Here is a 13,891-nt window from a genome sequence, read left to right as displayed (position 1 = left end):
GTCACGCCTTCTGAGGTATGCGGGCGACGAGGCGCAGCGAGGCGGTCAGCTCCTCCATCTGCAGCCAGGGCCGCAGATAGGCCACTGCGTTGTAGCTGCCGGGCGAGCCGACCACCGGCGTCACCTCGATGCGCGCGTCACGCAGGGGGTACTTGGCCCGGATCTCCTGCCCGCCGCCTTCGGCCGCGTTCACGTAGTTCATGATCCAGCGGTTCAGCCAGTTGGCGCAGTCCTCGACCTCCATGAAGGAGCCGATCTTGTCGCGCGCCATCACCTTCAGGTAGTGGGCGAAGCGCGAGGTGGCCATGATGTAGGGCAGGCGGGCGGAGATGGCGGCGTTCTCCGTCGCCTCCGGCCGGTCGTACTTCTTGGGCTTCTGCGTGGTCTGGGCGCCGAAGAAGACCGCATAGTCGGTGTTTTTGTAGTGGCAGAGCGGCAGGAAACCGAGGTCCGACAGCTCCTTTTCCCGCCGGGACGTGATGGCGATCTCGGTAGGGCACTGCTCGGCCATGTCGCCATCGTCGGACATGAACAGGTGGGTCGGCAGGTCTGTGACCTTGCCGCCGCCCTCGGCCCCGCGGATGGCGGTGCACCACCCGCTGTCGGCGAAGGCCTCGGTCATGCGCGAGCCTAGCGCGTAAGCCGCGTTCATCCAGCAGTAGTCGTCGTGGGCGAGCGGGCTGTTGTTGCCGGCCGCGTCCTTGGCCGACTCCTCGTAGTTGAAGTCGTCCACCGCCCGCGAGCCTGCGCCGTAGGGCTGGCGCGCCAGCACCCGCGGCATGGTCAGGGTTACGAAGCGGCTGTCCTCGGTGTCGCGGAAGCTGCGCCACTTGGTGTACTCGGCGCTCTGGAACCGGTCGGAGAGGTCCCGCGGCTTGGACAGCTCCTCGAAGCTCTCGAAGCCGAACATGGTGGGCGCCGCGGCCGCCACGAACGGGGCGAAGGCGCCGGCGGCGACGCCGGAGACGTCGCGCAACAGCTCCATGTCCTCCTGGCCAGCGCCGAAATAGTAGTCGCCGATCAGCGCGCCGTAGGGTTCGCCGCCCGGGGTGCCGAACTCGCCCTCGTAGATCTTCTTGAACAGGGTGCTCTGGTCGAATTCCACGGCCTTGGAGAGGTCGCGGGCCAGCTCCTTCTTGCTGGCGTTCAGCACCCGCACCTTAAGGTCGCGGCCGGTCTCGGCGTTCATCACCAGGTAGTTCAGCCCGCGCCAGCTGCCTTCCAGCGCCTTGAACTTCTCGTTGTGCATGACGGCGGCGAGCTGGGCCGACAGCTGCTGGTCGATGGCCTCGATGGCCTTCTTGATGGTGATGGTGAAGTTGCGCGAGAAGCTGACCGTGCCGCGGGTGGCCTCCTCGGTCAGAGCGCGCAGGAGTTCCTGCACCTCCGACGGTTCGGTCGCGCGGGTGACGCTGATGGCCTGGTCGAGCAGGCTGGCGCCGCCGGTCTCGACGGTGGTGGTCTTGGCGCCTGAGGTCTGGCTGGCGGGCGATCTGGCCATGGCGCTTACTCCTTCTCAGGGCCGCTGGAGGCGTCCAGTTCGCGGCTCAGCTCGTCGAGCTGGCCAGGATTCTGCAGCACCTGTTCCAGCAGGCTTTCCAGCTTCTCGGAATTGTCGGCCTTGGTGAGCAGGTCGCGCAGCTTGTTCCTGGTCTGCATGAGCTTGCGGAGCGGCTCCACCTGCTCGACCACACGGCCGGGCTCGAAGTCCTCCATGGATTCGAACTTCAGCTGCACGGCCATCTCGCTGCCGTCGCCCTTCAGCGTGTTCTCGACCCGCATGTTCAGGCCTGGCGACATGCGGCGCAACACCTGGTCGAAGTTGTCGCGGTCGATCTGGATGAACTTGCGCTCCTTGAGCGGCTTCAGCGCCTCGGTGGGGTCGCCGGAGAAATCGCCCATCACGCCGACGACGAAGGGCAGCTCCTTCACCTCCTGGGCGCCTTCGGTCTCCACGTCGTAGGTGATGTGGACGCGAGGCTTGCGCACCCGCTTCAGCTTGTCGTGCACACTCTTCATCAACTCGCCCTCGCTGACGTGCCCCCCGGGCGTGCCGGTCTGGCGCATGAACGCCCGAAGATAGCCTACCGCTGCAAGCCTACAGCCACGCTGTGAAGAATCTTAGCCGTAAACGTCTCGCGCGCGCACTGCTGGTCAATAATTGTTCTGGTTGTCGGCAGCCGTTTCGTCCTTCACGCCGGCGCGCTGCAGGAACAGCGTCCGCTCGGCGGCGTCGGGGATCAGTTCGCCGAGCAGGTCTTCCAGCGGCAGGCGGCCGCGCCGCACCACCTCGCGCAGGCTGCGAGCCACCAGCGACTGCGGCTCGGTCTCGGCGAAGAAGTCGGCGATGCGCAGGATGGCGTCGTAGGCCTCCGCCCGGCTGGCGACCCGGCCCCGGGCCACGCCGGATGAAGGCGCGGCGCCCTCCATCCCGTCCGCGCCGCCGGCTTGGTCGTCACCGACGGGCTCGGCATCGGCAAGGCGGCCTCCCGCCTGGTCTTCAATCAGGGTGACGATGGACCGCAGCGGCTGGATGAGCTGGGAGCCGAACCGCCCCATGCCGGTGCGTGCATCGAGCATGGCCGAGAGCGCCTCCACCCGGTCCGCCGCCGCCCCGGCCTGGCCGTGCACGCTGCGCAGGAAGGCGTCGGAGGCGCGCAGGACGGCCTGGCGCACCTGTTCCACCTGCTCGGTGCGGCGCGCCTGCATGCGCTCGCGCGCCACCGCATCCTCACCGCCCTGCAGGGGGGCGAAGGCAGTCTCCACGGTCCACAGCGCCACCTCAGGGGCGTGGTCCGACAGCGGCAGCAGACGGATGGGCTGCAGCAGGGCGGCGATACCCTCAAACCCCAACAGGGCGCCGACCGGCGCGGCGCGCGCGACGGGGCCGTCTTCGTCCTCCACCGGTTGCAGGCCGGCGTCCCAGTAGAGCTCCACCAGCTTCAGCACGAGCTCCAGCCCGCGGTTCAGGCCGGCGAACCCCTCCAGCCGGACCCAGGCCTCGCAGAGCCAGCAGGCGATCTCCAGGTCCTTGGCGTGGGCCTGCAGGGCGCCCTCGGCCAGTTCGGCCAGCTCCGTCCATTGGCGCAGGCCGGCCTGGATCACCGGGGTTTCGCTGTCCGGAGCGGAGACGGCGTCGCGCTCCGCTGCCCGAGCTTCCGAGCGCAGGTCCTTCAGCCGGAAGAAAACGCCCCCGCCGCCGCCGGAACGCAGGTCGGCCTCCGCTACGTCGCCGGCCTGCGGCGCCAACAGCGGCTCGAGATCGAAAGCATGTTCGTCCAAGCGGTATGCTCCCCTTCAGCCGAGGATTGGCGAGATGCAGCTCCCGGTCAATGCGCCTCGCGTTCCGGATGATCGCTTCCGGCGGCGACCGTCTTCCCTCCCCTACGCAGCGGGGGGACGGAGCGGATCACTGGCCCGCGCTTCCCGCCTCTGCTACTCGGATGCGAGTTGGCGTGGGGAGGCGGGGTTTTGCTCGATCGGGTGGGCCGGTATCGCGTCGAGGCGCTGATCGGCGAAGGCGCCATGGCCGACGTCTACAAGGCGTTCGATCCGGGCATCCACCGCACCCTGGCCATCAAGGTGCTGAAGCCCGAGTTCCGGCAGAACCGCGAGTACGCGTCGCGCTTCCTGCGCGAGGCCAAGGCCGCCGGCGCGCTGAACCATCCCAGCATCGTCACGATCTACGATGTCGGCCAGGTGGACGGCTATCCCTACATCGCCATGGAGCTGATCGACGGCCGCCCGCTGAACGAGGTGGTGCGCGAGCGCGGCAAGCTGCCGCCCGAGGAGGTCACCGCCATCGGCCTGCAGCTGGCCGACGGCCTGCGCTACGCCCATGGGCTGGGCGTGGTGCACCGCGACATCAAGCCCTCCAACATCATGCTGCTCGGCGACGGGCGCACCCTGAAGATCCTCGACTTCGGCATCGCCCGCATGGCCGAGGGCGACACCGCCTTCGACGACGGGGAGGGCCTGAGGACCCAGATCGGCCAGGTGCTGGGCAGCCCCCGCTACATGAGCCCCGAACAGGCGCTGGGCCGCGATCTCGACGGGCGCTCCGACCTCTTCTCCGTCGGCGTAGTCCTGTACGAGCTGATCACCGGCCAGAAGGCCTTCTCCGGCGTCAGCCCCGCCTCGCTGGCCATCCAGATCACCCAGCAGGACCCCCCTGCCCTCTCCGAGGCGGCGTCGGATGCGCCCAGGGGCCTGCAGTTCATCATCAACAAGCTGCTGGCCAAGCGGCCCGAGCGGCGCTTCCGCGACGGCGCCCAACTCGCCGAGGCGCTGCGCCGGGAGCAGGCCGCCTACGCCGCAGTGCAGGCTGAGGCCGAGACCCGGCGCCGCTATCTCCCCCTGCAGCTCCGGACCACCCTGATGGTGGTCTCCATCACCGCCGCGGTTCTGCTGGCCAGCATCGCCACCGTGCTGAACCGCCAGGACGCGGCCATGCAGCACGTGGCCCTCAGCTCAGGCTCGGCCGTGGCGGCGTTCGTGGCCAACAACGCGGCGCTCCGAGCGGTGGACAACGCGACCCTGCCCCCCGAGCAGCGCGACTGGCTGCCCACCCAGGCCTTCGTCCAGGCCGCCGCCAGTAATCCGAACATCCGCCAGCTCACCGTGGTCGACGCCGACGGGATCGTGCGCGGGTCCAAGTCCACGGGCCAGGTCGGCCGTCCCTACCAGCCGGCGGAGCGCGAGCGGCTAATCGAGCGCGCAGGCCAGGACACGGTGACCATCACCTCCGACGGCAAGGGCTTCCGCTTCGTGCGGGCTATCACCTATGCGGCGCGCCCCTTCGGGGTTGTGGACGTGGTGCTCGACCGGGCGGAGCTACGATCGGCGGCGGATCTGTCGCGCCTGCTCATGCTGTTGCTCGGCGTGGTGACGCTGGGGAGTGTGGGAGCCGCGAGCTACGTGGTGGCGCGCTCGCTGGCGGCGCCGATCCGGCGGCTGAAGGCGGCGCTCACCGACGCGGCCAAGGGCGATCTGAACTTCCACATCTCCCATCACCGCAAGGACGAGTTCGGCGAGCTGTTCGACGCCTACAACCTGATGACCAGCAACCTGGAGGAGCGCCTGGCGGCGGCGGAAGGCTATGCGCTGGAAGAGGCGGGCGAGGGCTCCGTTCTCTCGGCGCCCCGCCCGGCAGCGCCACCCGATCGCGCGGCCGATCCCTGGCGGGACGAGGAGCCGGCGCCGGTGGACTTCGCCCTGCCGCCCCGCCCGAGCGTCAGGCCCGCCGAGCCGGCCCGCCGGACCTCGCCCTTCGATCCCCCGCTAGCGGCGAGGCCGCCGCCGCCCGTCCCCGCTCCGTCAGAAGACGGCGACCGCACCGTCATCAGCCCGCGCGACGAGGATTACCCCTGAGGGCGGGGCTGCTGCAGGGCTCGGGGGTTGATGTCGCCTGATCCTGAGCCTGTCGAAGGACGAGCCGGACCACGGCGGTGCGCGGCCTCACGGCTCTCGACATGTTCAGGATGAGGCCGAAGGAGACCGCCGCGCGACCAAGGTCCTACCTGTGCGTGGCGCCCTGGATGCGCAGGGCGCGGGCGAGATCGGCGTTGATCGGGCCGCTATCGGGATCCAGGTGCGAGGCCTCGCGCAGCAGCGACACCGCCCGGTCGATGGCGCCCTTGTTCATCTCCACGAGGGCCTGGCTGCGCAGCGCGTTGGCGCGAGCCGGATCGTGGGCGGGCGTGGCCGGCTGAGCCTCCGCCGGGGCGCTCGAAGCCTTCTTCGGCTCGGGCGGCGGCTCCTCGCGCCGCCTGAGCACCGGTGGGGCCGGTTCCCTGTGTTCGGCGTGCACGGGCCGGTCCCCATGCTCGGGATGGTCGTCACGGTCGGCATGGTCCGCGCGCGCTCCATGGGAGGCGCTCGGGATGAGTATGGTCTGGCCGGGAGCGACATCGTTGGGCGTGTCGATGTTGTTGTAGCGCGCCAGAGCGTAGAAGAGGTTGGAATCCCCCAGGAAGCGGTCGGCCAGGGTAACCAGCGTCTCGCCCGGCTGGACCGTGTAGGGCGTGTTCTGCCCCCCCAGCAGCACCTGGGGATCGGCGTCGATCTCGTTCAGCAGGGTGGTGGCCTCGGTGTTGGTCGGCTGTTCCTCGACCAGCTTCTGGGCCTCCACCCGCGCCTGGTCGCGCTTGCCGGCCCCCAGCAGCTCCATGATGTAGTGCTGCCGCTCAGGTGGGGTGGTGTTGGCAGGCGTCAGGGCCGCCGGCTTGTCCGGTGGGGCCTTGCGGCCGGGAATGTGGGCGCATCCCGCGACCAGCAAGGCGCTCAATCCAACATAGGCGCACGCACGCCGCCCGGTCGACAAACTCATGAATACCCCCGCAACGCGACCAATATAACGCTGTTTTGGAGCTTGCGTGAAGGGCCTGGATCAAGCCGCCCGACCGGCCTGCGCCGTCTGTCGTTCAGGCCGGCCCACGCGTCGCGGCCATGCCCGAGGGCCGCTTGTCCAACGCACCGCTCGGGCGGTACTGCAGAGGAAAGGAAGTCCGCCCCATGCCTGACGAGACGGAGTCGACGGCGACTTACCGGTTGAACGAGGGCGACCTCGCCCTCGACGTGCCTGCGACCTGGCGGGACGAGACACTGCACGTCTTGCGCCTGGCCGCGGAAGGCCAGGCGACCGCAAGCCTGGTCATCACACGTGAAGTCCTTCCGCTCGGCATGGAGGTCACCGACTACGTATCAGCTGAGCTTGCAAGGCTGCACACCACCTTGCCGGACTTCGTCCAGATCGGCAGGGTTCCGGTGAGATGGCCGGACGTCGTGGCGGACGCCGTGTTGACGCGGTGGCGCTCCAGCGAAGGGCTGATGGACCAGATCACAGCCTGCCGTCTGGCGGAGGGGCGTAACCTGCTGATCTTCACCGCCACGCACCCGGCTCCAATGGCCGCCGCCGCCTACGAGGCCTTGTTGTCGGCGATCAGCAGCTTCGTCCCTCGATCGAAGCCGGATGGCGCCCCCCCGGCAGCCTGAGGGATGGCGGCCTCTTGGAGGGGGCCGGCTCGTAGCTCGAGCTCGGAATATCGCTGCAGCCGCGGCGTCGGCGGAGCCCAGAGGAGGGGCAGGTTGGAGCATGGCCGTCGCTCAGGGGCGTGACCTAACGCGCGTCCAGTCGCCGCCGTATGCGCTGCAGGGTCCGCTGTGCGAGCCCTGCCCGCTCACGCGGTTCGGGCTCTGTCCCGCCCTCTTGCACCTCCATTGCGGCTGCGGGAGCCAACCGCTTGACCCAGGCGCCGTCCTCCCGCTGGAAACCTGCCTTGGCGTAGAGGTCGCGCGAGAGCAGGTTCTTCGCCGTGTCCTCGGCTAGGGCGCTCACCATGGCCGATCCCCCCTGGGCAAGGTCGTCGCAGATGATCTCGAGCGCTCGGCGCTCCACCTCCAGCCCGATCACGCGACAGCTCATCACGAACTGCAGGATGGTCGCGCCCTCCATCACCGCCACGCAGGTAAGCCCGTATTGTGAGAAGCGGTCCTGCACCTCGAAGGCGTAGACCAGGCCTTGCGCGGCGAAATGGCGAGCCCACTCCGCCTCGGTCCAGCGGCGCCCGGTGGTGTTGAACTGGTTGGTCTTGCTGAGCAGTTCGAACGCGCGGGGCGCCCGGAGGTCGGTCTCCGAACTGATGCGTATCGGCTGGACCTTGAGGTCGAGCGAAGCCAGGAACGACTCGCGCGACATGCGGCCGGCCTCGTCCTGCCGCTCAGCCTGAGCCCGGATCATCTCCGTGCGCCGTCCGGACTCGGTCGTGAGGGTGGGCGTCTGGAGCTGCGCGGACCACAGCAGCACCCGGCGAAGGTAATAGGGATCAGCGCCAAGTACACGCACCTGTGGGAAGGCGGCGGCGACGGCGGCCCGCTCCACCGGGTTATCGTCGATGAAAACGACACTCTCGGGCAGCACGTTCACTGCGGCGATCACCTCAGCGACGTTCTCGGACTTCGGGCGCCAGTTGATCCGATGCACCGCAAAGCTCTCGAACGGCAGGAGACCCCAAGTCAACAAGCCCCACTGCTCGCGGATGGTGGCTTCGTCGTTCTTGCTGACGATCGCCAGGACGATCCCGCGGCGCTTCAAGAACACCAGGGCCTCGGTAAAGCCCAACGGCCAGCCTTCCTGGGTGCCTGTCCCCCCCTCGGCGGCGACACCGCGCCACAAGGTGTCGTCCAGGTCGATGATCACCAGCTTGATCCCGTCGATCCCACGCAGGGTCCGAAACATGGCCTCGATCTCGTAGATCAGGGCTTGAACAGCCTCGGCGGACCGGATGTCATAATACTCGTGCGTGAAGCCCGGAGGTTCAATACGGTCGCGGTCGTGCTCATAGTCAAAGCCACCGATCAGCCCAGAATGGTTGGAAGCATTGAGAGAGTCATCCTGGATATACATGCGACCCTGCGTCGCGACTACAGCATCGTAATCGACAAGATGCACGTTTTGATATTCGGCTATGTACTTTACCAATCGTCTGTTGAGTTCTTCTACAAAGTAGACAGGATTGGACATTTCATATCGAGGCATGAACCTGCCAAGGAGGTTTTGCTGAGGCATGGGATAATTAGCCACGAACGTCAGCATTCCGGTCTGACGATTGTATGCGAGGGCCGAATCGAGCATCAGCCGGAGCCGCTCACTAGTCTGCTCGAAATACTCGTTCGCGACAGACGGGTCGTCCATGTTGGTATTGAGAAACCACTGCTCAGGCGTAGCGGCGCGCAAGGCAAGCTGTACGTACTGGAAGCTGTAGGCGGCTAGCTCCTCATCCGACTTGGCCGGCAGTTCGGCGACGGAGTTGAACAGCACATGGTCCGCCTCCCAGCCGAAATCGCGGGTCATGTGCCAGGCGGCGGCTTCCGAGGTGCAGGAGCCGATGACCATGGCCCGTATCGAGATCGGCGTGCGGGTGAGTTCAACGGGCGTACGGAATCTTGGGCCCCGATGCGTCGTCCTGTCCGCGCGTATGCCGTCGCCCGAATGAACCTCGTCCGCCACTAGGTCTTCCTTCACATACGCCAGGAGCGGCTGCACACGCCGCCATTTAACGGCTCGGCCGCGATCGCACCAGCGATCCAAATGCGGCCACTCAGATGGGCTCGATCTGCATGGAGATCATCCCCAGGCCGAGAAGGCGGACGTCGTCGTTGTGACCCTGCTGAGCGGGGCTGAGCAGGCGCGGGAACTCAAAGCGGATCCAGAATACGTCACGGCCGAGAGAAAGAGCCTCAGGGATGTCCACGATCAAGTGTTTAGGCCCATCACCAAGCTTGAACACCTGCGTGGTGACCGGTGCGCCATTGACCACTACGCGCACGCTCACTTCCGGATTGGTGTCGCCGACCACGACCCCGCAACGCACCGTGACGCGAAGACCGCCTTGCGCGGGCTGTATGAGCGCGAGCTTCAGCAAAGAGCGCAGGCCGCGCGTCCAGATGCCGAAGGACTCGGGTTCATACCAGCCGTCCAGGAGCTGAAGCCCTTTCAACGACAAAGGGCCGCCAGTGCTGGTCTGCTCAATGCGCGGGCTGGACCGAATCAAGTCGGCCATTTCGGCCCGATACGGAAGCGCCACGCGCTCAAGCCGGAGCACCCGGGAGGCGAGACCAGACGGGAGCGAGCTCTCCAACGCAGGCCCGCGCACAGCCAACACCGTGTGGAAAGTGCGCGCTGCACGATAAAGGCCCATCTTCAGCCCGCGACGATCCACCTCCTCAAGGAAATCAAGATGGTCGACGTCGCGGCAGGCGTAGAAGCGCAGGCCGCTATCGCCGGGAAGCGCCGACACCCAAGCGGTCAGGGCTTCGCCGATAAACTCCGCCCAACGTGGATGGTCACGCGGCGGGATGTCCACGACCCGCGCGATGGGGACGGCCGAAGCTCCCGGACCGCGGGCCCGCGCGGCTGCAAACCGCCGCCATCCCCGTAACCCAGCCGGCTTGAGCTGCAGTGCGCGCGAAGCCGACCCGACATCAGCCTTCATCTGCAAGGGCTCCCACTGCCAATCAGGGAAGCGCGCCGTCTCGACTATCCATCCGGATGCAGCGCAGACCTCGTCAGAAAGGGTGCGCAGCGGGAGCCGCCCATCCAGGAACGGGCCGTTCAGCACCGCATCGGGGAAACTCTCAGGCTCCTGCGAAGCGAAGTTGAACACGACCTGCCGGGTGTCGCGGCCAAGGCCCATGGCGCCGAGGTCCCACAGGCGCACCATGTCCATATTGGGGTAGATGCTGGTCTTCAGCGCCCGAGCGCTGGACAGGATGTCGTCTATGCCGCTGCGGACCGAGATCGTGCGGCCGGCGAACTCGGCCACGTCAACCAGCAGTTGGAAGGGGATGAAGATGGGACGCGTGCCCGCAATGGGCTTCTCGGGTCCGGCCACGCTCGTCAGCACATCCAGTCCCTGCCTCTTCAGACGCTCGGCCAGCAGCGTCATGTGCGCGACGGAGTTGACCTGAAGGCTTCGCGAATAAGGGAAAAGGATCGCCGCGCGCCTGGGCTCGATCCCTTGCGCCTTGCAAAGGGCTGCGGCCTCTCGCACGTGCTCGGGGTTACGGGACGGGGCTGTGGGCTCGACGTCCCCCGGGAGCTGCAGCACCTGCTCGTAGAGCGCCATCCAGGTCAGATGGTTTTGGAAGACCAGGAAATCCATCCAGAACGCGTTCGGGCTCGCGCCTGGGTGGAGCACGATGGGCATGTCCGGTCCGAGCAGCGGCGCGTCGCGAAGCCTGCGGAACTCCCGCCAGTGGTCGTGGCCCGTAGCCAAGCGCGGCTCGACGACCACCCGGTCAAATCGATCAGCGAACAGCTCGGCCACCGGGCGCTGTATCTCGCTGCGAAGCACGAGTATGAGCGGCAGATCGCCGCCGTGCCTTTCGCGAAACGCCTTCGCCAGCACGCAGCCGTGGTACATGTCGCCAAATTGGTGGGTCAGTATCCAATACCAGCCCGGACCATGGGCGGTCTGCAGATCTTCCCAGGCGCTGACGAGCTGATCAAATGCGTCTGACATTTCCAAGTCCGGCTCTTCAGGATAGGGCGGGACCGCAGGCCGGGCCGCGGACACAGATCCGCACACACAGGCCGCTTAGCCGCCAGCCGGAGCTAGCCCGTCTTCTATCGGGATGGAAGCCTGACCAGCCGTCTGTGCATATGGATTTGGTGTGCGGATCGCGTCGTTGGTCAGCGCCAGCCCCGCCTGGATGGAACCGCGCAGGTTTCCACGTCGCCAAAGGCTGTCGCGTCGGCTGTGCAGAGCCCCGGCGCCTGAGGGACAGGTTCCCTGCATTCTCCGCAAAGTCCGGCTAGGCGCTGAGGCTCTTCTGGAGGCTGACTTCTTCACGGATCTCCGTCTTCCAGAGGATGGAGGCTGCGCCGCTGGTGTTCGTTCATGTCCTGGCCGGAGGCGCCGCCTCCTGGCCAGGACCAGCTTTGGCAGCCAAGTCTCTCGGCGATTCGCGTTCGCCGCACGCCTGTGATCGGGCGCCGCCGCTACATCGACCTCTGGAAGTGAAGCCGGCGGCCGCCAGCCTCCATCGCCGCCGACCAGCACTTTGACATTCGCGCCTAGTCCGTTTGGATGATGTGCACGTCCAGGAAATGCGCGAGACAACCGTGAGGTTGGAGCTGCAGTCGTACCCAAAATTCAGATCCACGCGCCCAGACAGATTGTCGGACCGCCGGGGACCGGTTTGATTTACCAGCAAGACGACACAGAAGAATACTCAGACATTCATTCCGCCGATAGCCTCTCAGGATGTTTGGCTGGCGCCTCACCCGCTGACGAAAGCTGATAATGACCGCCTATGTGATCACGTCCGGCATAACAACCGGCTACATCCTGAACGCTGGCGACACCCTGATGGTGCAGTCGGGCGGCAGCGACTCCGCGTCCGTCATTGATGCAGGCGCGAAGGAATACGTGCTCGCCGGCGGCTCCTCATACGCAGACACCATCAACACCAGCGCCCTTGAGACGATCTCCGCCAACGGCTTCACCAGCGGCGACATCATCAACAGTGGCGGCGTTCTGCTGCTGTCGTCCGGCGCCGTTGGATCGAATCTGACGATCTCTGCGGGCGGCCTGCTGAGCGGCGGCGGAGTGCTCTCCAACACGAACAATACCGACTACGGGACCGTTACAGGGATCGTGCTGAGTGGAGGCGCAGGCCTTTTCGTCTCCTCCGGCGGCGTCGTCAGCAAGGCGACGGTGGAGACGCTCAACAACCAGGACTCCTACAGCCAGGGCATCTACGTCTCCTCAGGCGGGTCGGCGATCTCCAACACCATCAGCGCCGGCGGATCGCTGGAGCTTGACGGCGGCACGGCCACGGGGACCGTGGTCCTGGCGGGTGGCGTCCTCAACAATGCGAACGGGGGCGCCCTGCTCGGAACGACGACCAATGCCGGCTACATCAGCGTCGGCCAGGTCAGCGGCAAGGTGGTCATACAGTCCGGCGGCGTCGACTACGCCGATACGGTCTTCTCCAAGGGCGTCGAGCAGGTGCTGGCGGGGGCGGTGACCAGCAACGCCACCGTGTCGGCGGGCGGCCTCATCTCCGGCCCGGGCTTCCTGAGCGGGACTGGCAACACCGATGCCGGCACGGTCACCGGCGTGACGCTGAGCGGGGTCGCCGGCCTGTTCGTCTCCGCTGGCGGCGTCGTCAGCAGCGTCACAGTGGAGACGCTGAACAACCCAGACTCCTACAGCCAAGGCATCTACGTCTCGGCGGGCGGATCCGCCGTCGAGATCACGTTGAGCGCCGGCGGATCGCTGGAGCTTGACGGCGGCACGGCCACGGGGACCGTAGTCCTGGCGGGTGGCGTCCTCAACAATGCGAACGGGGGCGCCCTGCTCGGAACGACGACCAACGCCGGCTACATCAGCGTCGGCCAGGTCAGCGGCAAGGTGGTCATACAGTCCGGCGGCGTCGACTACGCCGATACGGTCTTCTCCAAGGGCGTCGAGCAGGTGCTGGCGGGGGCGGTGACCAGCAACGCCACCGTGTCGGCGGGCGGCCTCATCTCCGGTCCGGGCTTCCTAAGCGGGACCGGCAACACCGATGCCGGCACGGTCACCGGCGTGACGCTGAGCGGAGCCGCCGGCCTGTTCGTCTCCGCTGGCGGCCTCGTCAGCAGCGTCACAGTGGAGACGCTGAACAACCCGGACTCCTACAGCCAAGGCATCTACGTCTCCTCCGGGGGCGCAGCTGTCGACATCACCCTCAGCTCCGGCGGCTCGTTGGAGCTCGACGGCGGCCAGGCGAGCGGAACGATCGTACTGTCCGGAGGCTACCTGAACGGACTCGGCGGCGTTCTTTACGGCATCACGTCGAACGGCGGGGTCGTCTCTGGAGCGCAGATCAGCGGGTCGCTCATCATAGAGTCCGGCAGCGAAGATTTTGGAGACACTGTCCTCACAGGCGGAACGGAGATCGTCTCCGAAGGCGCCATCACGAGCAACGCCACCGTGCAGGCTGGGGCCTCGCTTTCCGGTCTGGGCGTGATGAGCGGGACCGGCAACACCGATGCCGGCACGGTCACCGGCGTGACGCTGAGTGGAGACGCAGGCCTGTTCGTCTCCGCTGGCGGCCTCGTCAGCAAGGCGACGGTGGAGACGCTGAACAACCCGGACTCCTACAGCCAAGGCATCTACGTCTCGGCCGGCGGATCCGCCGTCGAGATCACGTTGAGCGCCGGCGGTTCACTGGAGCTTGACGGCGGCACGGCCACGGGGACCGTGGTCCTGGCGGGTGGCGTCCTCAACAATGCGAACGGGGGCGCCCTGCTCGGAACGACGACCAATGCCGGCTACATCAGCGTCGGCCAGGTCAGCGGCAAGGTGGTCATACAGTCCGGCGGCGTCGACTACGCCGATACGGT

General features: G+C 66.9%; 9 protein-coding genes. 3 read left to right on the top strand and 6 right to left on the bottom strand.

The window, feature by feature from the left end:
• Position 1 precedes the first annotated feature (1 nt).
• The 3 genes from tssC to tssA all read right to left on the bottom strand — a co-directional run bounded on the left by tssC (position 2) and on the right by tssA (position 3,282).
• On the bottom strand, positions 2-1,501 hold the full coding sequence (gene tssC, locus HUV06_RS09385; RefSeq protein WP_174301006.1) for a type VI secretion system contractile sheath large subunit: 1,500 nt from the start codon (positions 1,499-1,501) through the stop codon (positions 2-4).
• Positions 1,502-1,506: 5 nt separating this feature from the next.
• The gene (gene tssB / locus HUV06_RS09380; RefSeq protein WP_254601013.1) at positions 1,507-2,067 is read right to left on the bottom strand and encodes a type VI secretion system contractile sheath small subunit; all 561 of its coding nucleotides are present in this window, start codon (positions 2,065-2,067) and stop codon (positions 1,507-1,509) included.
• A gap of 87 nt (positions 2,068-2,154) precedes the next feature.
• Positions 2,155-3,282, bottom strand: a complete 1,128-nt coding sequence (gene tssA / locus HUV06_RS09375; protein WP_174301005.1) for a type VI secretion system protein TssA — start codon at positions 3,280-3,282, stop codon at positions 2,155-2,157.
• Positions 3,283-3,471: 189 nt separating this feature from the next.
• Between tssA and HUV06_RS09370 the strand changes: the two genes are divergently transcribed.
• Entirely contained in the window at positions 3,472-5,370 is a 1,899-nt protein-coding gene (locus HUV06_RS09370) for a protein kinase (RefSeq protein WP_174301004.1), read from the top strand.
• Positions 5,371-5,515: 145 nt separating this feature from the next.
• Here the strand turns inward: HUV06_RS09370 and HUV06_RS09365 are convergent, their stop codons facing one another.
• Entirely contained in the window at positions 5,516-6,328 is an 813-nt protein-coding gene (locus HUV06_RS09365; RefSeq protein ID WP_174301003.1) for a LysM peptidoglycan-binding domain-containing protein, read from the bottom strand.
• Between the two features lie 185 nt (positions 6,329-6,513).
• Here HUV06_RS09365 and HUV06_RS09360 point away from each other — a divergent pair, with 185 nt between their 5' ends.
• Positions 6,514-6,993 (top strand): DcrB-related protein, encoded by a 480-nt coding sequence (locus HUV06_RS09360; protein WP_174301002.1) that lies wholly within the window; start codon positions 6,514-6,516, stop codon positions 6,991-6,993.
• Between the two features lie 124 nt (positions 6,994-7,117).
• On the opposite strand, the gene HUV06_RS09355 is transcribed toward HUV06_RS09360, so the two are convergent.
• Together HUV06_RS09355 and HUV06_RS09350 are read right to left on the bottom strand one after the other, a co-directional pair.
• Positions 7,118-9,007 carry an HAD-IIIC family phosphatase gene (locus tag HUV06_RS09355; protein ID WP_174301001.1) on the bottom strand — a complete coding sequence of 630 codons (1,890 nt, stop codon included), beginning with the start codon at positions 9,005-9,007 and terminating at the stop codon, positions 7,118-7,120.
• Between the two features lie 91 nt (positions 9,008-9,098).
• Complete coding sequence (locus tag HUV06_RS09350; protein WP_174301000.1) at positions 9,099-11,021, bottom strand: hypothetical protein; 1,923 nt, start codon at positions 11,019-11,021, stop codon at positions 9,099-9,101.
• Positions 11,022-11,804: 783 nt separating this feature from the next.
• Here HUV06_RS09350 and HUV06_RS09345 point away from each other — a divergent pair.
• A partial coding sequence (locus HUV06_RS09345) for a hypothetical protein (protein WP_217433749.1) occupies positions 11,805-13,891 on the top strand: 2,087 nt, incomplete at its 3' end.

This window comes from Caulobacter sp. S45 (assembly GCF_903642205.1).
Classification (GTDB): domain Bacteria; phylum Pseudomonadota; class Alphaproteobacteria; order Caulobacterales; family Caulobacteraceae; genus CAHJWH01.
This window is presented reverse-complemented; position numbering and strand designations above follow the sequence as displayed.